The organism is Serratia sp. root2 (assembly GCF_031931805.1).
Classification (GTDB): Bacteria; Pseudomonadota; Gammaproteobacteria; order Enterobacterales; family Enterobacteriaceae; genus Serratia; species Serratia inhibens.
The window spans coordinates 2,009,041-2,030,587 of sequence record NZ_JAUJXB010000001.1; the positions used below are offsets into that span (position 1 = coordinate 2,009,041).

Consider the following 21,547-nt stretch of genomic DNA (forward strand, 5'->3'; position numbering starts at 1 on the left):
GCACGGGGGCAAGGGTGATTACGCTTTCCAGGCTGTACGTTCATCCGGTTAAATCGCTTCGAGGTTTGCAACTTTCTCACGCCCAGGTTTCCAGCAGCGGTCTGGCGTTCGATCGCACCTTCATGATCACCGAGCCAGATGGCACCTTTATTACCGCACGCCAATATCCTCAGATGGTTCTGTTTACGCCTGCACTGCTGGCGGACGGCCTGTTCCTGAGTGCGCCCGACGGGGAAAGTGCCGCCATTCGTTTCAACGATTTTTCCACCGAGGCGCAACCAACCGAAGTGTGGGGCAATCATTTCACCGCCCTGATTGCGCCGCAGGCTATTAACAGCTGGCTGAGCGGTTATTTCCAGCGTGAGGTACAGTTGCGTTGGCTTGGCCCTGAGTTGACCCGGCGAGTCAAGAAGCACCCGGAAATCCCTTTGTCTTTCGCCGACGGCTACCCTTATCTGCTGATTAACGAAGCCTCGTTCAATGATTTGCAGCAACGCTGCCCTGGCAGCATCAAGCTGGAGCAGTTCCGCCCCAATCTGGTGGTGACCGGTGCCAGCGCCTGGGCCGAAGATGGTTGGCAGGTGATCCGCGTCGGTGACGTGATGTTCGATCTGGTAAAACCGTGCAGCCGCTGCGTGCTCACCACCGTCAGCACCGAGCGCGGGCGCAAACACCCCAGCGGCGAACCACTGAGCACCCTGCAGAAATTCCGCACCGCCGATAATGGCGATATCGACTTCGGCCAGAATTTGGTGGCGCGCAACAGCGGCATTATCCGCGTTGGCGATACGGTGGAAGTGTTATCCACCAAGCCGCCCCGCCCTTATGGCGCAGGTAAAGTGGTTGAAAGCGTGCAAGCGCCACAAGACAGTGCGCAGAGCGTCACCATCGAATACGCAGGGAAGGTATTTACCGGCAATAATCAACAGATCTTGCTTGAACAGTTGGAACAGCAAGGGATCCGCGTGCCTTATTCGTGCCGTGCGGGGATTTGCGGCAGTTGCCGTATTGAGTTGGTCAGTGGCGAAGTGGCACCGCTGAAGAAAAGCGCGGTCGCCGGCAACGGCACCATTCTCTCCTGCAGCTGTATTCCGAAAAGCAATTTGACGCTGGCGTAATCTGCCTTATACCGCCCTGTCGTAAGCCGGGGCGGACGCTTCATCCTGCGCACAGGGTTTAAGGCGATCGTGCATCACTTTGATCGCATCACCCAGGACCATGGTACGGCCGGCCAACAACAGCTGATTTTGCGCCAGCAGACACAGGCTGGCGTTATCGCCGGCTTCCACCACCAACAGACGGGCATCCGCGCCGCTGTCCATGACCTTTACCGCCGCCAGCTCGCCGTTCTTAGGTTGCAGCGGGTAGTGTTGCTGGGCGAAATGCCAGCTTTTCGGCATCAAGGGTTTCAGGAAGCGATAGGCCACCAGAGCGTTTAATACCAGTTCGGCGCGTTGTTCATGGCTGAGCTTTATCTGTTTGCACTGCTCTTCATAATTAAAATAAAGCGCAGCGTCGTCAACGCAAAAGGCGCATTCATCGAAGGCATCCGGCGTTAGCATTTTGGCAGGGAAGCGCGAGCGGAAGATCATCCCATTGGCTAAATCCAGCATTAGCCGATCGTGTTCGGCGTCAAAATACCAACGCCAATTATCGTCAGGTTTTATCTTCATCTCTTATCCTTCTCGCTGCCCATGCCACGCTGTATTTACCCAAAAGGCGATTTTATCACCGATAAAGTAGCTCAAACATCAGATAATTCCGCGAACGATATTTATGCTAGTGGACAAAATATAGACGAGCCGGGGGAAGAAATAAACCCCCGGCGGAAAATGAAACAAAAAATATTAGATGTAGTTAACGATATCTTTAATCAGACGCGGACCGTGGAAGATAAATCCGGAATAAATCTGCACCAACGAAGCACCGGCTGCCATTTTTTCCCGCGCTGCAGTCAGAGAGTCAATTCCGCCAACGCCGATAATCGGCAAACGGCCCTGCAGCTCAATCGACAGGCGGCGGATCACTTCAGTGCTGCTCGCCTGCAGCGGACGACCGCTAAGGCCCCCCATTTGTTCGCAGTAATTCAGCCCCTGGATCAACTTGCGATCCAGCGTTGTATTGGTCGCGATCACGCCATCAATATTATGACGCACCAGGCTGTCGGCTATTTGGATCAATTCTTCTTCAGAAAGATCCGGCGCGATCTTTACCGCGACCGGCACATATTTGTGATGCCGCGCATGCAATTCCTGCTGTTTATTTTTAATGGCGGCTAAAAGATCGTCCAACGCTTCACCATACTGTAAGGATCGTAATCCCGGTGTATTTGGTGACGAAATGTTAATCGCGATATAGCCGGCATACGGATAAACTTTATCCATGCAGATCAGATAATCGTCTTTGCCTTGCTCTACCGGGGTATCTTTATTCTTGCCGATATTGATCCCCAAAATACCGCCAAAATGGGATTTTTTAACGTTTTCAACCAGATTATCCACACCCTGGTTATTAAAGCCCATACGGTTGATCAGGCCTTCAGCTTCCACGATCCGGAACAGGCGCGGCTTATCATTGCCCGGCTGCGGACGTGGCGTCACAGTGCCGACTTCGACAAAGCCAAACCCCATGGCACCGAACGCATCGATGCACTCGCCGTCTTTATCCAGACCGGCGGCCAACCCCAATGGGTTTTTAAAAGAGAGCCCCATGCAGCTAACCGGCTTGGTCGGCACAGACTGACGAATGAGAAATTCTAACGGGGTGCCGGTGATGCGGCGAAGCTGGTGAAAGGTCAATTCATGCGCACGCTCGGGATCGAGCTGGAACAACGCTTTCCTGATGATGGGGTAGTACATGTACTCTCCTGATTTCCCGGTTGCAAACCGGGGGCCGATTATCCGGCATCCCCCGATCAATTGGAATTGATTAAAAGCAAAAAAAGCGTTTTTTACGCAATCGTTTTCCTTTAACGAGCCAAGACCACCACCAAACCGCATTTGCGCATATCAAAATCAAAAAATGAGATTTAAGCAACTCGCTCCTAACTGATAGGTTTAAAACAAGTCACGAACATTTCCTGATTAAACCTAACTTTTAGTTATAAGGAGTGGTAATGCGCGTTATATCACTGGCCGGCAGCCCCCGCATCCCCTCGCGCTCAGCCGCGCTGCTTACCCTGAGTCAAAACTGGTTGCAGCAACAAGGCGTGGAAGTGATTGCCTACACGCTGCACGATTTTGATGCCGAGGATTTGCTTTACGCCAATTTTAACAGCCCGGCAATCAGAGCCTTTACCGAGCAGTTAGCTCAGGCGGACGGTTTGCTGGTGTCTACGCCCGTCTATAAAGCCTCGTTCTCCGGCGCGCTGAAAACCCTGCTGGATCTGCTGCCGGAACGCGCCCTGGACCATAAGGTCGTGTTGCCGCTGGCCACCGGCGGCTCGATTGGCCACATGCTGGCGGTGGACTACGCCCTGAAGCCGGTGCTGGCGGCGTTGAAAGCGCAGGAAGTGCTGCACGGCGTGTTTGCCGACGACAGCCAGGTGGTGCTTAACGGTGAAGAGATCAGCCTGTCTGACGGCTTGGCGACCCGCCTGGAAGAGGCGCTGGAAAGCTTTTATCTGGCGCTCGGGCGCCGCAAGCCCCCCACGGTAAAGCTCTCCCCTTCCCTGTTTGCCCGTCAGACCGCCTGACGGAGAAGAGAATAAATAAGGAAAAGGACATCATGATGAAGCGACTTTCTTCACTCCGCCGCTGGCTTGGCGCCAGCACCTTAGCCGGTATCCTCTCCCTTGCGTGGAACAACGCCGCCAACGCGCAGGATCCGGCGCAGTTCCGCATCGGTTACCAAAAAGGATCGGTCAGCCTGGTATTGGCAAAAACCCATCAGCTGTTGGAACAGCGTTTTCCCTCGACCAAAATCAGCTGGATAGAATTCCCCGCCGGCCCGCAAATGCTCGAAGCGCTGAACGTCGGCAGTATCGATTTGGGCAGCACCGGCGATATCCCTCCGATCTTCGCCCAGGCCGCTGGCGCCGATCTGCTTTATGTCGGCGTAGAGCCGCCAAAACCCAAGGCAGAAGTGATCCTGGTACCGGAAAACAGCCCTATAAAAACCGTCTCTGAGTTGAAAGGCCATAAGGTCGCCTTCCAGAAAGGCTCCAGTTCCCACAATCTGCTGTTGCGTTCACTGCAGAAAGCCGGGCTGCAATTTACCGATATCCAACCCATTTACCTGACCCCGGCCGATGCCCGCGCCGCCTTCCAGCAAGGCAACGTTGATGCCTGGGCGATTTGGGATCCGTACTATTCCGCCGCATTGCTGCAAGGCGGCGTACGGGTGCTGGGCGACGGCAGTGGTCTGAATCAAACCGGTTCGTTTTATTTGGCGGTTCGCCCTTATGCGCAAGCGCACGGACCCTTTATCAGCCAGGTTCTTGAGGTGCTGACCCAGGCCGACGCGCTAACCCGCAGCGATCGTGCGCAAAGCGTCACTCTGTTGGCAAACGCCATGGGCCTGCCGGAAAAGGTGATCGCCACCTATCTGGACCATCGCCCACCGACCGCCATTAAACCTTTGGATGCGCACACTATTGCCGCCCAACAGCAAACCGCCGATCTGTTTTACGCCAACCGTTTCGTGCCGGTGAAGGTCGATATCTCTCAACGCATCTGGCACCCGAGCGCGCAATAACTTTGGAGAACAAGCTATGAGCCTAAACGTATTCTGGTTTTTACCTACTCACGGCGACGGCCATTATCTAGGCAGCACGGAAGGCGCACGCAGCGTAGATTACGGCTATTTGCAGCAGATAGCTCAGGCCGCTGACCGGCTGGGTTTCGGCGGCGTGCTGATCCCTACAGGCCGTTCGTGCGAAGACTCCTGGCTGGTCGCGGCTTCACTGATCCCGGTCACCCAGCGGTTGAAGTTCCTGGTGGCTCTGCGCCCCGGCATCATTTCGCCCACGCTGGCAGCTCGCCAGGCAGCAACGCTGGATCGCCTTTCCAACGGTCGGGCGTTGTTTAACCTGGTCACCGGCGGTGACCCCGAAGAACTGGCGGCAGAAGGTCTGCATCTGAATCACGAAGAACGCTATGAAGCCTCGGCAGAGTTCACCCACGTCTGGCGTAAGGTGCTGGAAGGGGAAACCGTCGATTTCCAGGGCAAGCATATTCAGGTGAAAGGCGCCAAGCTGCTGTATCCACCGGTGCAACTGCCGCGTCCGCCGCTGTATTTTGGCGGATCCTCCGACGCCGCTCAGGATCTGGCCGCAGAACAGGTTGAAATGTACCTCACCTGGGGGGAGCCGCCTGCACAGGTAAGAGAAAAAATTGCCGAAGTACGTGCCAAAGCGGCGGCCAAAGGCCGCACGGTGCGTTTCGGTATTCGCTTGCATGTGATCGTGCGTGAAACCACAGAAGAAGCCTGGCGGGCGGCCGACCGGCTGATTGCCAATCTGGATGAAGAGACCATCGCCAACGCACAGAAAGCCTTCGCTCGTTTTGATTCCGTTGGACAACGGCGCATGGCGGCGCTGCACGGCGGCAAGAAAGACAATCTGGAGATCAGCCCTAACCTGTGGGCCGGGGTTGGCCTGGTACGCGGTGGCGCCGGCACTGCGCTGGTCGGCGATGGCCCGACGGTGGCGGCACGCATTCAGGAATATGCCGATTTGGGTATCGATACCTTTATTTTGTCCGGCTATCCGCATCTGGAAGAAGCCTATCGCGTCGGCGAATTACTGTTCCCGCATCTCGACCTGGCGGAAAGCGAAGTGCCTGCCCAGCGTCGACCGGTCAAACCGCAGGGCGAAGTGGTCGCCAATATTTATATTCCGCAAAAAGCGTCGCAAAGCTGAGGAGCAGCCCTATGGCAAACGGTACACAACGCATTCTGCACCGACTGGCGCCCTGGGCATTGCCGGTCGCACTGGTGGTTATCTGGCAAATTTCCGTTGAAGCCGGTTGGTTGTCGAACCGTATTCTGCCGGCACCGAGCGCAGTCGTGACCGCTTTCTGGGCGCTGACCAAAAGCGGTGAATTGTGGCAACACCTGACCATCAGCAGTTGGCGCGCGCTGATCGGTTTTAGCATCGGCGGCAGTATCGGGTTGGCGCTGGGTTTTATCACCGGTTTGTCGCGCTGGGGCGAGCGCCTGTTGGACAGTTCCGTGCAGATGATCCGCAACGTGCCGCATCTGGCGCTGATCCCGTTGGTGATCTTGTGGTTCGGCATCGATGAATCCGCCAAGATTTTTCTGGTCGCGCTGGGCACCCTGTTCCCTATCTATCTGAATACCTATCACGGTATCAAGAATATCGATCGCGGTTTGCTTGAAATGGCACGCAGCTATGGTCTGAGCGGTTTCCGGTTATTTACCCAGGTGGTATTGCCGGGCGCATTGCCCTCAATCATGGTCGGCGTGCGTTTCGCTCTGGGCTTTATGTGGCTGACGCTGATCGTGGCCGAAACCATTTCCGCCAACTCGGGGATTGGTTATCTGGCGATGAACGCTCGTGAATTCCTGCAGACCGACGTGGTGGTGGTGGCGATTGTGCTGTACGCCCTGCTCGGCAAACTGGCTGACGTCAGCGCGCAGTTGCTGGAACGTGTCTGGCTGCGCTGGCATCCGGCTTATCAACTTAAATCAGGAGAAGCGCTATGACGACTCCCGCCCGAATTCCCCAGGGCACCCCGGTTACGCTGGACTCTATTGCCAAACGCTATGGCAACCGTACGGTGCTGGACAATATTCAGTTGCGTATCCGTTCCGGGCAATTTGTCGCCGTGGTCGGCCGCAGCGGTTGTGGCAAAAGCACGCTGCTGCGTTTGATGGCCGGGTTGGAAAAAGCCAGTAGTGGCGCGCTGCTTAGTGGAACCGCTCCCCTCGCCAGCGCCAAAGAGGATACCCGCCTGATGTTTCAGGATGCACGCCTGCTGCCATGGAAAAAGGTGATCGACAATGTGGGACTCGGCCTGCGCGGCGACTGGCGTGCCGACGCGTTGCTGGCACTGGAAGCCGTTGGGCTGGCCGATCGCGCCAATGAATGGCCGGCCGCGCTGTCCGGCGGGCAAAAACAGCGAGTGGCGCTGGCACGCGCGCTGATTCATCGTCCTCGCCTGCTGTTGCTGGACGAGCCTTTGGGAGCGCTTGATGCGTTGACAAGGATTGAAATGCAGGGGTTGATCGAAGGCTTGTGGCAACAGCATGGTTTCACTGTGTTGCTGGTGACGCACGATGTCAGCGAAGCCATTGCGTTGGCGGATCGGGTGATCTTGATCGAAGAGGGACGTATCGGGCTGGATCTGACGATTGATCTACCGCGCCCGCGCCGTAAAGGGTCGGCCAGATTGGCGGAGCTGGAAGCAGAGGTATTGGACAGGGTGCTTTCACCGCCCCCACCGGTGGCTGAAAACCCACGCCGGGCAACGAATTGAAACCAGGGACGGCATGTCGCAGCGCCGTCCCTGGTCAGTTTTTATGCGTCGAGCGCTTTGCTGACTTTTTCGAACAGATCGCCGGAGAGGTTTTCCAGCCCTTTCAACTGTTCGAGCGCCTTGCGCATCAGAGCCTGACGCGAAGCATCATAGCGTTTCAGGCGGATCAAAGGTTCGATCAAACGAGCGGCAATCTGTGGGTTGCGCTGGTTCAGATCGCTGAGGATCTCCGCCAGGAACTGATAACCACTGCCGTCCGCCGCATGGAACGCCGCCGGGTTGGCGGAAGCGAAACCGCCGATCAACGAACGGGTACGGTTTGGATTGCTCAGGCTGAACGAACGGTGCTTCAGCAGGCCGCGGACCTGGGTCAGCACGTCCGCCGCCGGGCTGGTCGCCTGCAACACGAACCACTTGTCCATGACCAGGCCATCCTGATGCCAGCGTTCATCGAACGCCGACAGCAGCGCATCGCGGCACGGCAACTGCGCCGCTACCGCCGCCGCCAGCGCCGCCAGCGAATCGGTCATGTTGTCGGCCTGACGATACTGCTCGGCCACCAGCCGATCGGCCAACGCCTCGTCGCCAAAAGCCAGATAACTCAGGCACAGATTGCGCAGAGCGCGTTTGCCGATATCGGCATGCTCCACCCGGTAACCGTCGGTTTTGTTGGCGTGATAAACCGCCAACCACTCATCGGCCATTTCCTTCGCCAGGCAACGGACAATCGCTTCGCGCACCGCGGCGATCGCTTCCGGATCGATAGTGGCGAACAGTTCGGCAATCTCGGTTTCCGAAGGCAAAGTCAGGATCTGCGCGGCAAGCGCCGGATCCAGCTTCTCGTCCAGCAGCACAGCCCGGAACGCGTCGGCAACGTGCAACGGCAGAGACAGAGGCTGTTTCTGCTGATGCTTGGCGACGTTCAGTTTGATATAGGTAGCCAGCAGGCTCTGCGCCGCGTCCCAACGGGCAAACTCATTGCGCGCGTGCTGCATCAGGAAAGTCAGTTGCTGATCGCTGTACGGATAATCCAGCTTCACCGGCGCCGAGAACTCACGCAACAGCGAAGGCACCGGTTTGTGCGCCACGCCGTCAAACACGAAGGTCTGCTCGGCTTCAGTGACGTTCAGTACGTTACCGATCGCCGCACCGCCTTTCTGCAGGGCGATCACATTGCCTTCGGCGTCGTACAATTCGATATCCAGCGGAATATGCAACGGCAGCTTCTCTGGCTGATCGGCGGTCGGCTCGGTTTTTTGGCTGACGTGCAGACGGTATTGTTGGCGCTCTGCGTCGTATTCATCGCGAACGGTCAGCAACGGCGTGCCGGACTGGCTGTACCAGCGGCGGAACAGCGACAGATCGACATTGGAGGCATCCTCCATCGCCTGAACGAAATCGTCGCAAGTCGCCGCACTGCCGTCATGACGCTCGAAATACAATTGAATACCTTTCTGGAACTGTTCTTCGCCCAGTAGCGTGTGCATCATGCGGATGACTTCTGACCCTTTCTCATACACCGTCAGGGTGTAGAAGTTGTTCATTTCGATCACTTTATCCGGACGAATCGCGTGCGCCATCGGGCTGGCGTCCTCTGCGAACTGCGCGCCGCGCATAACGCGCACGTTATCGATGCGGTTGACCGAGCGTGAACCCAGATCCGAACTGAACTCCTGATCGCGGAACACCGTCAGGCCTTCTTTCAGGCTAAGCTGGAACCAATCGCGACAGGTCACGCGGTTACCGGTCCAGTTGTGGAAATATTCGTGGCCAATCACCGCTTCGATATTCAGGTAATCCTTGTCGGTCGCGGTTTCCGCTTTCGCCAGCACATATTTGGAGTTGAAGATATTTAGCCCTTTGTTCTCCATCGCACCCATATTGAAGAAATCGACGGCCACGATCATATAAATGTCGAGGTCGTATTCCAGACCGAAACGGGTTTCGTCCCATTTCATCGAGTTCTTCAGGGAGGTCATCGCCCAATCGGCGCGATCCAGGTTGCCACGGTCAACGAACAGTTCCAGCGCCACCTCACGCCCCGAGCGGGTGGTGAAGCTATCGCGCAGCACGTCGAAGTCGCCGGCCACCAGCGCAAAGAGATAACAAGGTTTTGGGAACGGATCTTGCCACTGTACCCAGTGACGCCCACCCTCCAGTTCGCCCTGGCCCACGCGGTTGCCGTTCGACAGCAGGAAGGGATAACGCGCCTTATCCGCCACAATGCGGGTAGTGAAGCGCGCCAACACGTCCGGACGGTCCAGGTAATAGGTGATGTGACGGAAACCTTCCGCCTCGCACTGGGTACACAACGCTTCGCCTGACAGATACAGCCCTTCGAGCGCGGTATTCTTCGCCGGGTGAATATCATTGACGATGGTCATAGTAAATTGTGCTGGTAATTTCTCGATAACCAGCTTGTTATCCTGCAACTGATAGGCACTCCACGGCTGCCCGTCGATCTGAATGCTCACCAGCGTGAGATCTTCGCCGTTCAGCACCAGCGCCGCATCGGCCGCGCCCTGGCGTTTAATCTTGCTGACTGCGGTGACGCGTGTCGTTTCTGCGTCCAGCTCAAAATCCAAATCAATGTCAGTGATGCTGTAGTCTGGCGCGCGATAATCGTGGCGATACTTCGCCAGTGGCTGTTGTGTCATAAAAACCCTTCGACGTCTCAGTGAGTTACAGGTGCCAGGTGGTCATCATTGGCTTATTTCACCCTCAGCAGAGGTGCGAAATTATCGATGAGCCTGATTGTAAATAAACTGTATCACAGCCACGAAAAAAGCCTAGAGATGCCGGGGCGCTGGAGCGGAGAAATCGGAGGTGGATCCAAAAGTTGTCGCAGAATGCCCCACTCCATCAGGCTCCTTCACCTGATGCAGAGCAAAAATCAGCATTTAATGCTAAAAACCTCCCTTCATGTTACCCACTTGCAGATGCTTTATAACTGCGGAGGATATCCCTGTTTCAACGTTCCCCGAGCCGCTACACACCGATGGACTCTCTGCGGGTATAGTTAAGACATTTCGGCTGACTCGATGATATAATTGAAAAATCTGGCTCAAGGACTCCCGGCAATATGAAAGTAAAATATCTGATCTATTTTTTTACCTTTGCCCTGATGTCATCGTTCGCCATATTTATTTCCGATGAGCTGATTGAAGCCCATACCGACTATCGCGACAATCAACTTAATCTGTATAAGGTAAGCCGCGCCAAAGAGATCTCGGAAGCGTTTCAAGCCACCCTGTTGGCGCACCGATTAAAACGTTTGAGCCTGATTAATGCGAACATTACTCCGGCACAATGGCAGGAGGCCGATCGCCTGGCGCGCGAAAAAATTGACCGGTTCAAGCCTCATATCGACAGCAAGATTTCGCAACAACTCGGCATACGGCAAAAGATCGCCGCGCTTTCCATGCTCGGCCTGATGGAGCAATTGCTGGATAACGATAATCGACAGCTTTCATATGTTACCGATGCCAATGCCAATCTGTTTAATATCAACAGCGCCTACTACATTTCTCAGACCAGCAAAAGCTACTACCGATATACCTACGATACCCGCATGATTGACGCCGACTCGTTTCTGTTTCTGGAAGCCGTGCGCCTGAATAACCGGCTGAATATGTCCCTGACCGAATTAATCGATCAGGTCATTGACGTAAATACCAATCAGTTGGAACGCAAAGACGCCTATCTGAAAGCCGTACAGCTCACCGGGGTGTTGAATGCGCTAAGCACCCGGCTGATCTTTATGAAACTGACCTACAACGATGTACCCACCACCCTGCTGGTGAATGAGCTGCTCCGTCAGCTGTCGAAAGGGCAACTCGACCGGATTACCCAAGGGTTGTATACCGCGGTCGATAATCATATCCCCTACTCCCCCGATTTTATTTATCAGTACGTCAAAAATCTGAGTGAGCTTTCACAACGACTCTATCAACGCAGTTTTGAACTGGAAATCGCCGCATCACAACATAAGATCTACACCAGCCAGACGGCTATTTATGGGTTGATTTCTCTCGGTGGTCTGATCGTGCTGTTTATTTTCCTGCCGACGCTGGTTTACTGTTCAAATATCAGCCGTTGGCTGACCAAAACGCATAACAATATTTTGCGGTTGTCACGCGGCAATATGAACATCGACCGTAATGAGGTGTTTTACGGCCAGGAGTTAATCGCCATCAGCGACGCCATTAAACAGCTAAAACAGTATCAATTGGAAAAGGTGACGTTGGAAAATGAGAAACAGTTGTTGATCAAAGAACTGGAAGCCTCTTCGTTCGTTGATCCTTTGACCAATATCTATAATCGCCGCAAGTTCTTCCGTGAATGCGAATCCCTGGCAGCCCGCAGTTATCCATTGGCCTTTTGCTTGATTGATATCGATAATTTCAAAAACCTGAATGACAGTTACGGGCATGATATCGGCGACCGCGTGCTGGTGGCCTTCGGCAAACTGCTGCAAAGCGCTTTCCGCTCCAGCGACATTTTCTGCCGCTATGGCGGAGAGGAATTCGCCGTGATCCTCGGCAACTGCACGTTGGAGAATGCGCGGGAAATTATGGCTAAGCTGCGCGAGCGCACCCACCAACTCATCCTCACCGTCGCCGACGGGCAAAACGTGCGTTTCACGACCAGTTGCGGTATTGCCCAGGTGGACAGCCTCGGGATGTTGCCAACGGCGATCAAACAAGCAGATGAAGCGCTCTATTTCTGCAAGAAAAACGGCAAGGATCGGATCAGCATTCACACGCCGACCGGTTTTATCTGAATTGTTGTTTAAAATAATTAACATTATAATTTTTATGACTAATTAGGCTAAGTCGTTCACCTTACAGGCTTATCTGGCTTTTCTGCCTGGAACCTGATGGCAAGCCGACATAAAGGCACGTTTAATCCTCGACCCGCTCCGGCGATTTGTGGTGTGATGCAGCTTCAATAACAGGATAATCCGGGTATACTCGCTCAACTTTTTTATGACTATCCGGATTTGGACTCGCGCCTGACGAGGATGCAGTAACGCGCTATGACTCAATACGCTTCCCCGATTTTGACATCACTGCTTGATACTGACGCCTACAAGCTTCATATGCAGCAAGCAGTGTTCCATCGCTACCCCGCGATCAGCGTGGCGGCGGAATTTCGCTGCCGTGGTGATGAACTGCTGGGCGAATATGCCGACGAAATCCGTGCGCAAGTCGCGCTGATGAGCCAACTGGCACTGACCGAGGCTGAATTTGGCTATCTTTCAGGGTTGCCTTTCTTCCGTCAGGACTACCTAAGCTGGTTGCGTGATTTCCGCTATGATCCGCAGCAGGTTCAGATCGACGATCGTGACGGCAGGCTGCATATCCGCATTGCCGGCCCGTGGCGCGAAGTGATTCTGTGGGAAGTCCCCCTGCTGGCAGTGATCAGCGAGGTGGTGCACCGTCACCGTTCGCCGCAGGTGACACCGGACATGGCGATAGCCCATCTGCGCAGCAAACTGGCGCAGTTTAAAGCCGTAAGCGCCGACGTGGATATCTCACGCTTTAAACTGATGGATTTCGGCACCCGCCGCCGTTTCTCCAAAAGCGTGCAGCAGGCGATCGTCAGCACGCTGAAAAACGAATTCCCCTACCTGGTCGGCACCAGCAATTACGATCTGGCGCATCAACTCGACCTGACGCCGGTAGGCACCCAGGCGCATGAATGGTTCCAGGCGCATCAACAGATAAGCCCGGTACTGGCCAACAGCCAACGCGCAGCCTTGCAGGCCTGGCTGGACGAATATCCAGACCAGCTCGGCATCGCGCTGACCGACTGTATCGCCATGGACGCCTTCCTGCGTGATTTCGGCCCACAGTTCGCGCCGCGCTATCAGGGGCTGCGCCATGACTCCGGCGACCCGTTTGAATGGGGTGAGAAAGCCATCGCGCATTACCAGAAGTTGGGTATCGACCCGATGAGCAAAACGCTGGTGTTCTCCGACAACCTGGATCTGGACAAGGCATTGGCGCTTTATCGCCACTTCTATCAGCGCATCAACCTGGTATTCGGCATCGGCACGCGCTTGACCTGCGACATTCCGGGCGTGAAACCGCTGAATATCGTCATCAAACTGGTCGAATGCAAAGGCAAACCGGTGGCTAAACTGTCCGACAGCCCGGGTAAAACCATCTGTCAGGATCAGGCCTTCGTGAAAGCCTTGCGCAAAGCCTTCGATCTGCCGCTGGTGAAGAAAGCCAGCTAAGCGGCCAGCCGCTTCAAAGGGAAAAAAGCCGGCTGAAAACTTCAGGCCGGCTTTTTTCTTCTTTATAAGACACTTTCCGCCGCTCCCTTTTCGCCCTGCCCCAAGAAATGTTGCACCAATCCGGCGATTTCTGCTTGTGCTCTGCATCGCGGCAAGTAACATAGCACCATCCCCATATTGTTGGGTTTTAAGCTATTTCCAAATCAAATTATAAAGAGAGAAATCTATGAGCGTAGTGCCTGTAGTCGACGTACTGCAAGGTCGTGCTGCGGTTGACAGTGAAGTCACCGTGCGCGGTTGGGTGCGTACCCGGAGAGATTCTAAAGCTGGTATCTCCTTCCTGGCCGTCTATGACGGTTCCTGCTTTGATCCGTTACAGGCCGTCGTTAATAATTCTCTGCCGAATTATCAGGATGAAGTGCTGCATCTGACCACCGGCTGCTCGATTGAAGTCACCGGCAACGTCGTTGCCTCACCGGGCGAAGGCCAGAGTTTCGAACTGCAGGCGACCGCCATCAAAGTGGTTGGCTGGGTTGACGATCCGGACACTTACCCAATGGCGGCCAAACGTCACAGCATCGAGTACCTGCGCGAGGTCGCTCACCTGCGTCCACGCACCAATCTGATCGGTGCCGTGGCCCGCGTGCGTCATACGCTGGCGCAGGCGATCCACCGTTTCTACCACGAGAACGGCTTCTTCTGGGTTTCCACCCCGCTGATCACCGCTTCCGATACCGAAGGCGCCGGCGAAATGTTCCGGGTTTCGACGCTGGATCTGGAAAATCTGCCGCGCACCGATAAAGGCGCGGTTGATTTCAGCCAGGACTTTTTCGGCAAAGAAGCTTTCCTGACCGTTTCCGGCCAGTTGAACGGCGAAACCTACGCCTGTGCGCTGTCGAAAGTGTATACCTTCGGCCCAACCTTCCGCGCAGAGAATTCCAACACCAGCCGCCACCTGGCGGAATTTTGGATGATCGAACCGGAAGTGGCGTTTGCCGACCTCGAAGACATCGCCGAACTGGCGGAAAAAATGCTGAAGTATGTGTTCCAGGCCGTATTGAACGAGCGTATGGATGACATGCAGTTCTTCGCCGAGCGTGTGGACAAAGATGCAATTGAGCGTCTGAAGCGCTTTGTGTCTTCCGATTTCGCCCAGGTAGATTACACCGAAGCGGTGGAAATCCTGATCGCCTCCGGCCAGACCTTCGAAAACCCGGTATCCTGGGGCATCGACCTGTCTTCCGAACATGAGCGTTATTTGGCCGAGAAACACTTTAAAGCGCCGGTGGTAGTGAAAAACTACCCGAAAGACATTAAAGCTTTCTATATGCGCATGAACGATGACGGCAAAACCGTCGCGGCCATGGACGTGCTCGCTCCTGGCATTGGCGAGATCATCGGCGGTGCCCAACGTGAGGAACGTCTGGACATATTGGATCAGCGTCTGGAAGCGATGGGCCTGAATAAAGAAGATTACTGGTGGTATCGTGATCTGCGTCGTTACGGCACCGTCCCTCATGCCGGTTTCGGTTTAGGCTTTGAACGTTTGATCGCCTATGTTACCGGCGTGCAAAACGTGCGCGATGTGATTCCGTTCCCACGCACCCCGCGTAACGCAAGCTTTTAATTAATCAGTCTAAACATTTCCAAATAATTTAGTTACAAAACCAGGGCCAGCTTTGCTGGCCCTTCGCATTTTTTAATATTGACCCGCGTCACAAAGTTCCCTGAATATTACATTTTGTTACATATACTTTCCTTTTGAAACCTCATTAGGACATTGGTAGCATTTTCGTTCTAGATTAACCCGCCTGCGAATGGAACACTGCGTGCAGACACAGGACGACACCAATCTATCTACAATAGTTCCAAAAGAATTATTGGCGGCAGTGGCAAAGGTGTCCGAATAACACCAATGAGGGTAATAATGATGAAGCGCAACATTCTTGCAGTGGTAATCCCGGCTCTGTTAGCTGCTGGTGCAGCAAACGCAGCTGAAATCTACAACAAAGACGGCAACAAGCTGGATCTGTACGGCAAAGTTGACGGTCTGCACTACTTCTCCGACGACAAAGACAATGACGGCGACCAGACCTATGTTCGTTTCGGCTTCAAAGGTGAAACCCAGATTACTGACCAACTGACCGGTTACGGCCAGTGGGAATACAACGTTCAGGCTAACCACGCTGAATCAGACGGCACCGAAGGCACCAAGACTCGTCTGGGCTTCGCGGGTCTGAAATTTGCTGACTACGGTTCATTCGACTACGGCCGTAACTACGGCGTACTGTACGACGTGGAAGGCTGGACAGATATGCTGCCAGAGTTCGGTGGCGATACCTACACCTACACCGACAACTACATGACCGGCCGTACCAACGGCGTTGCTACTTACCGTAACAACAACTTCTTCGGTCTGGTTGACGGTCTGAACTTCGCTGTTCAGTACCAAGGCAAGAACGAAAACGACGGCCGCGCGCTGAAGAAACAAAACGGCGACGGTTGGGGCCTGTCTTCTACTTATGACATCGGCGAAGGCGTAAGCTTCGGTGCTGCATACGCGTCTTCTGACCGTACTGATGATCAGACCAACCACTCTGCCGCTAAAGGCGACAAAGCTGACGCATGGACTGTGGGCGCTAAATACGACGCGAACAACGTCTACCTGGCTGCCATGTACTCCGAAACCCGTAACATGACGCCATACGGTGATTTCGATGCCGGTATCGCTAACAAAACCCAGAACTTCGAAGTGACTGCTCAGTACCAGTTCGACTTCGGTCTGCGTCCAGAAGTGTCTTACCTGCAGTCTAAAGGTAAAAACCTGGCTAGCCATACCGATCATGGCTCAAGCTTCGGTGGCGGCGATGCCGACCTGGTTAAATATGTTTCTGTTGGTACCACTTACTACTTCAACAAAAACATGTCCACCTATGTTGATTACAAAATCAACCTGCTGGACGACAACGAGTTCACTAAAGCCACTGGCACCGCTACCGATGATATCGTAGGTGTTGGTCTGGTTTACCAGTTCTAAGTTGTCACGCTTGACGGCGGTTCACCGCCGGCTGAGTTAAAAACAGGGCTTCGGCCCTGTTTTTGTTTTTGTGCCGCGAGTAACTTTTTATTCTGCCAACCCCCCCCTTCTCCCTCATTTTTTATGCTGAATCTGCCCCCTTCACAAGATCGATGTGTTTTTCTCGCAAACGGTTGGCAAAGCGCATAACTGGCGCTACCCTGATGCCTCTGTCTGCTTAACTCCGAGCCATGGAAGCACCTGACATGTTTGAAAAAATCACTGCTGCACCCGCCGACCCAATCCTGGGTCTGACCGACATTTTCCGCGCGGACGCCCGCCCTAATAAAATCAACTTAGGGATTGGCGTTTACAAAGACGAAACCGGTAAAACGCCGGTGCTGACCAGCGTGAAAAAAGCTGAGCAATATCTGCTGGAAAATGAAACCACCAAAAACTATCTCGGCATTGAAGGCATCCCGGCGTTCGCCAACTGCACGCAAGAGCTGCTGTTCGGCAAACAAAGCCCTATCATCGCCGACAAGCGTGCACGCACTGCGCAAACGCCTGGTGGCACCGGCGGCCTGCGTGTGGCAGCGGACTTTATCGCCAACCAAACCAGCGCAAAACGCATCTGGATCAGCAACCCAAGCTGGCCGAACCACAAAAACGTGTTCAGCGCCGTTGGCCTGGACGTGCTGGAATACGCCTACTACGATGCCGCCAACCATGCGCTGGATTTCGATGGCCTGCTGAACAGCCTGAAACAGGCGCAGGCCGGCGATGTGGTGCTGTTCCACGGCTGCTGCCATAACCCGACCGGCATCGACCCTACCGCCGAACAATGGGCGCAGTTGGCAGAACTGTCCGTCGCCAACGGCTGGTTACCGCTGTTCGACTTCGCTTATCAGGGCTTTGCCAAAGGCTTGGAAGAGGATGCCGAAGGGCTGCGGATTTTCGCCGCCAAGCATCAGGAACTGATCGTCGCCAGCTCGTACTCGAAGAACTTCGGCCTGTACAACGAACGCGTCGGCGCCTGCACGATCGTAGCCGCAGATGCGGATACCGCCGATCGCGCTTTCAGCCAGGTGAAAGCCGCTATTCGCGCCAACTACTCCAACCCGCCGTCCCACGGTGCCGCCGTCGTGGCGACCATCCTGGGCGACAATGCGCTGCGCGCGCTGTGGGAGCAGGAACTGACCGATATGCGTCAGCGCATCCACCGTATGCGTCAGTTGTTCGTCAATACGCTGCAAGAGAAAGGTGCAGAGCAGGACTTCAGCTTTATCATCAACCAGAACGGCATGTTCTCGTTCAGTGGGCTGAGCAAGGAGCAGGTGCTGCGCCTGCGTGAAGAGTTTGGCGTTTATGCCGTCAACTCCGGCCGCATCAACGTTGCGGGCATGACGCCGGACAATATGGCGCCGCTGTGCGAAGCCATCGTCGCCGTGCTGTAAAACATTGCTGCTGCAAATAAACAAAAGGGGCGCACAAAGCGCCCCTTAGTTATTTCTGCCGGGAAATAACCTTACCAGATAGCCGGTTCTTCGCGCAGGAACGGGTTGGTCTCACGCTCCTGACCAAAGGTGGACATGGGTCCATGGCCTGGAATAAATGCCATGTCATCGCCCTGCGGCAACAGCTTGGTGCGAATAGAGTTAATCAGCGCCTGATGATCGCCACGCGGGAAATCGCTACGCCCGACACCGCCGTTAAACAACACGTCGCCCACCAACGCCAGCCGCGCCTTTTCATTAATAAAGACGATATGGCCAGGTGTATGGCCAGGGCAATGCAACACGTTGAACGTCATCTCTCCCACCTGCACCTTGTCGCCTTCTTGCAGCCATTGGGTCGGCGTCAACGGCGCACACTCTTCCAGCCCAAACATCCGGCTCTGCGCAGGCAGGCCATCCAGCCAGAAAGCGTCTTCCTTATCCGGTCCGTAAATCGGCACCTGATAATGCTCAGCCAGTTCCGCCGCGGCACCTACATGATCGAGATGACCGTGCGTCAGCAGGATCTGCGTGATCGTAACGCCCTGCTTCGCCACTTCGGCCTTCAATTTTTCTGCCTCGCCACCGGGATCGACCAATGCCGCCTGCTGCGTGCTTTCACACCAGATCAGGCTACAATTTTGACTGAAGGCGGTAACGGGAATAATTTGGTATTTCATAAGGCTCCAACGACAACAGCGCCACACCCTCGCAGGCCGGCGCTATTCACAATGGTGCACAGCGATTACCAGGTCCGCACCGGGCCGGTATCGATGTGTACAAAGTTGCTACGTGGGTAATATCCTACACCACCACCGCGCATTTTTAACGCCGCTTTACGGATATTACTCAATTGGATACCTTCGATATGGAAATCCATCGCCTGGCCTTTGGTGTGATAGCTGTGCTTGGCCACACCGCGGCTGCGCTCACGCAGCTCGTTGTTGGTATCCAGAGAACGGTAACCTGAAACCAACTGCACCGGCTTATTAGTACCCAATAGACCTTGCAGACGATAGAGCTGATCAAACAGGCGGGGATCGATCGGCTTAACCTTGTTGGCGCGATAATCACGGAAAAGATGATTAAGACGAACCAGTTCGTCTTTATTATACCCCTTCCCATCGAAGAATTCGGCCTTTAACGTTTCGCCCGTATGCATGTTATTTACGACCAGAATACGTGGGCGTGAAGTAGAGAGGCTGGCAAAAGCCTGCCCTGGGAGCAGGGCTATACCCATAGCGGCGCTACCTAACGCCAACCATTTACGGCGATGATGATCAATTTTGTCCATGTTTCTGTTAAACCCGGCAAGAATATCAAAATATATGCACAAAACAGCGCACTGCCCGAACCATAACCGCCCACACAGCCTGAGTCAACCCGTGATGTCCCGCGGTTTGCAGGCACTCACTGAATGAGTGCCTGCATCATGGTCCGATATTCAGACCGTTATTTATTTATAATTACTGCATTTATTGCATTAATTTTTCGGCCTGAGCCAAAATTTGTGCACCCGATCTCACCGTATCATCATAATTGTAAATATCTGTACGGAATTGTGGCTTTCCATCATCAGAAACCCAGGCGGTTAAATAATACAATTTAACCGGAATATGCTGTCGAATATTTACGTAGGTGGTATTCCCCCCTTTAAGGGTGGAGGAAACGCGGGTATTGTTCCAGCCGGCATCTTGCAGCAGCATATTCGCCAAATCAGAGGCCTTGTTAACACGCACGCAACCGGAACTCAGGGCGCGAATATCTTTCTGGAACAGATTATGGTTCGGCGTATCGTGCAGATAGATAGCATCCGAGCTCGGCATGTTGAATTTGAAACGCCCCAGTGAGTTGGTGGCGCCTGGCGCCTGGCGAATGCGGTAAGGGAAATTACGCGCAGACACCATGTTCCAGTCAATCATCGCCGGGTTAATGACTTCGGCGTCATTGCTCCAGCCGGAAAGCACGGTATAGCCGTGTTTCTGGAAATAGCTGCCGTCACGCATTGCCTTTGGCACAATATCTTCGCGTACCAGCGTAGTCGGCACATTCCACGGCGGGTTGACCACTACGTTGTTCAGTGCACTGTTCATCAGCGGCGTCTTGCGGCTAGGTCGACCGACGATGACCCGTGAGGAAAGCACTTCATTGCCGTTCTGGTAGTAAGTCAGCGAGTAATTGGGAATGTTAACCATGATCCCGGTGTCGACGTAGCCTGGGAGGATACGCAAACGCTGGATATTCAATGCCAGCAGCGAAGCACGCATTTGCGGCGACACGTTGAGCCATTCGCGGGTACGAGCGCCGATCACGCCGTCAGCGCTCAAACCTTGCCATTTCTGGAAGCGTTTAACGCCTTCAACCAGATCGGGGGTATAGGCGTTATCGGTGACGGTCACCGGGCTGGCAGGCTGCTGAGCGAATGGCGATTCCGGAGATACGGTAAGATCTTTTACCGGTGCGGCAGACGGGCTGATAACCACGCTTTTGCTCTCGCGGGTTTTTTCTTCATCTACTGACAAGCCGCCATCGTCCGGTTCATTGCGCGAGCCGGTCAGTACCGCAGGCGGATCCTGCGTTTGCACCGGTGCTGCGGTAGTGGTCAGCATGCCATTGCGCGCCAGGATCTCACGCAGGGCGGAAATGTCGCTGCTCAGTTGATCGGGGCGCAAGCTCGGGCCGTTAGCCATCTGTGGCCACGGACGGTTGTCGGCCAGCATATCGCGCAGCGCCTGATGCATCTTGGCATATTGCGGGTGCTGCGGCGCCAGCGTGGTGATATAAGCCAACGTCTTGCCCTGACGCACCGCCAGTTGCCATTGATTAATCACCGCATTAGGCGGCAGGCCGAGCTTGTAGGGAATATTGCTATACAACCAACTGTTACCGTTGGCACCGATGGCTGAAACGAACTGCAAATACCCCAACATAGCGTCAGACAGGACAACGTCGCGTGCCACGCCGGTAATCGCCGGATCGGTCAGCAGCTTCACCCATTGGGTAAACTGCGGCTGCACGCCGGACATGGCCAGTTCGGCCAACTGCTGCTGGAACTGCTGAACCGCTTCGCGATCCTGCCACATCAGTTGCATTCGGTTCGCGGCGTACAAAGGAGCCAGCGCTGAAAGATAGTGCGGTACAATCCCTTTCGGCAATGCAGCCAACAATTCCGAACGGCTTTGCGCAACTGACATGCCGGATGACGCCACCGGAAACGCAGGCACGGTTGCCCATGCGGGTAACGACGACGCAAGTCCAGATGCGATTGCGCAGCTCAGCGCCAGACGCCGTAAAGTGTTTCCATTTTTAAGCAACATCCATTGCCCCCTGTATGCTCACAAAAAATGCATCA

General features: G+C 54.6%; 17 protein-coding genes. 11 read left to right on the top strand and 6 right to left on the bottom strand.

Annotated features, from left to right (window positions below):
* The first annotated feature begins 14 nt into the window (after positions 1-14).
* Positions 15-1,118 (top strand): YcbX family protein, encoded by a 1,104-nt coding sequence (locus QZQ97_RS09265; protein ID WP_311993191.1) that lies wholly within the window; start codon positions 15-17, stop codon positions 1,116-1,118.
* A gap of 6 nt (positions 1,119-1,124) precedes the next feature.
* Here QZQ97_RS09265 and QZQ97_RS09270 read toward each other — a convergent pair whose 3' ends face one another.
* Positions 1,125-1,673, bottom strand: coding sequence for a cell division protein ZapC (locus QZQ97_RS09270; RefSeq protein WP_311993192.1), 549 nt, complete (start codon positions 1,671-1,673; stop codon positions 1,125-1,127).
* 174 nt (positions 1,674-1,847) lie between these two features.
* A complete protein-coding gene (gene pyrD, locus QZQ97_RS09275; RefSeq protein WP_311993904.1) occupies positions 1,848-2,858 on the bottom strand; it encodes a quinone-dependent dihydroorotate dehydrogenase in 1,011 nt (336 codons plus the stop codon).
* A gap of 257 nt (positions 2,859-3,115) precedes the next feature.
* On the opposite strand from pyrD, the gene ssuE reads away from it, so the two are divergent.
* Genes ssuE through ssuB form a run of 5 tightly spaced genes read left to right on the top strand, consistent with a single transcriptional unit; the run spans position 3,116 to position 7,439 of the window.
* Entirely contained in the window at positions 3,116-3,694 is a 579-nt protein-coding gene (gene ssuE, locus QZQ97_RS09280; protein ID WP_311993193.1) for an NADPH-dependent FMN reductase, read from the top strand.
* A 35-nt stretch (positions 3,695-3,729) separates the two neighbouring features.
* Complete coding sequence (locus QZQ97_RS09285) at positions 3,730-4,695, top strand: sulfonate ABC transporter substrate-binding protein (protein ID WP_311993905.1); 966 nt, start codon at positions 3,730-3,732, stop codon at positions 4,693-4,695.
* A gap of 16 nt (positions 4,696-4,711) precedes the next feature.
* Complete coding sequence (gene ssuD, locus QZQ97_RS09290) at positions 4,712-5,860, top strand: FMNH2-dependent alkanesulfonate monooxygenase (RefSeq protein ID WP_311993194.1); 1,149 nt, start codon at positions 4,712-4,714, stop codon at positions 5,858-5,860.
* 11 nt (positions 5,861-5,871) lie between these two features.
* Positions 5,872-6,666 carry an aliphatic sulfonate ABC transporter permease SsuC gene (gene ssuC, locus QZQ97_RS09295; protein ID WP_311993195.1) on the top strand — a complete coding sequence of 265 codons (795 nt, stop codon included), beginning with the start codon at positions 5,872-5,874 and terminating at the stop codon, positions 6,664-6,666.
* Entirely contained in the window at positions 6,663-7,439 is a 777-nt protein-coding gene (gene ssuB / locus QZQ97_RS09300; protein ID WP_311993196.1) for an aliphatic sulfonates ABC transporter ATP-binding protein, read from the top strand. Before ssuC ends, ssuB begins: the two co-directional genes overlap by 4 nt.
* A gap of 41 nt (positions 7,440-7,480) precedes the next feature.
* Here the strand turns inward: ssuB and pepN are convergent, their stop codons facing one another.
* Positions 7,481-10,096 (bottom strand): aminopeptidase N, encoded by a 2,616-nt coding sequence (gene pepN, locus QZQ97_RS09305; RefSeq protein WP_311993197.1) that lies wholly within the window; start codon positions 10,094-10,096, stop codon positions 7,481-7,483.
* Between the two features lie 425 nt (positions 10,097-10,521).
* Between pepN and QZQ97_RS09310 the strand changes: the two genes are divergently transcribed.
* The 5 genes from QZQ97_RS09310 to QZQ97_RS09330 all read left to right on the top strand — a co-directional run bounded on the left by QZQ97_RS09310 (position 10,522) and on the right by QZQ97_RS09330 (position 18,156).
* On the top strand, positions 10,522-12,222 hold the full coding sequence (locus tag QZQ97_RS09310) for a GGDEF domain-containing protein (protein WP_311993198.1): 1,701 nt from the start codon (positions 10,522-10,524) through the stop codon (positions 12,220-12,222).
* Between the two features lie 255 nt (positions 12,223-12,477).
* Entirely contained in the window at positions 12,478-13,683 is a 1,206-nt protein-coding gene (gene pncB, locus QZQ97_RS09315; protein ID WP_119803468.1) for a nicotinate phosphoribosyltransferase, read from the top strand.
* A gap of 226 nt (positions 13,684-13,909) precedes the next feature.
* A complete protein-coding gene (asnS, locus tag QZQ97_RS09320) occupies positions 13,910-15,310 on the top strand; it encodes an asparagine--tRNA ligase (protein ID WP_311993199.1) in 1,401 nt (466 codons plus the stop codon).
* Between the two features lie 300 nt (positions 15,311-15,610).
* Positions 15,611-16,720 carry a porin OmpC gene (gene ompC, locus QZQ97_RS09325; protein WP_311993906.1) on the top strand — a complete coding sequence of 370 codons (1,110 nt, stop codon included), beginning with the start codon at positions 15,611-15,613 and terminating at the stop codon, positions 16,718-16,720.
* A 245-nt stretch (positions 16,721-16,965) separates the two neighbouring features.
* A complete protein-coding gene (locus QZQ97_RS09330; RefSeq protein WP_311993200.1) occupies positions 16,966-18,156 on the top strand; it encodes an amino acid aminotransferase in 1,191 nt (396 codons plus the stop codon).
* A 71-nt stretch (positions 18,157-18,227) separates the two neighbouring features.
* On the opposite strand, the gene QZQ97_RS09335 is transcribed toward QZQ97_RS09330, so the two are convergent.
* From QZQ97_RS09335 to ldtD, 3 genes are all read right to left on the bottom strand, one after another.
* Entirely contained in the window at positions 18,228-18,875 is a 648-nt protein-coding gene (locus tag QZQ97_RS09335; RefSeq protein ID WP_004942704.1) for an MBL fold metallo-hydrolase, read from the bottom strand.
* Positions 18,876-18,940: 65 nt separating this feature from the next.
* Positions 18,941-19,489 carry a YcbK family protein gene (locus tag QZQ97_RS09340; RefSeq protein ID WP_006320781.1) on the bottom strand — a complete coding sequence of 183 codons (549 nt, stop codon included), beginning with the start codon at positions 19,487-19,489 and terminating at the stop codon, positions 18,941-18,943.
* Between the two features lie 181 nt (positions 19,490-19,670).
* Positions 19,671-21,512 carry a L,D-transpeptidase gene (gene ldtD / locus QZQ97_RS09345; protein WP_311993201.1) on the bottom strand — a complete coding sequence of 614 codons (1,842 nt, stop codon included), beginning with the start codon at positions 21,510-21,512 and terminating at the stop codon, positions 19,671-19,673.
* Positions 21,513-21,547: the final 35 nt, after the last annotated feature.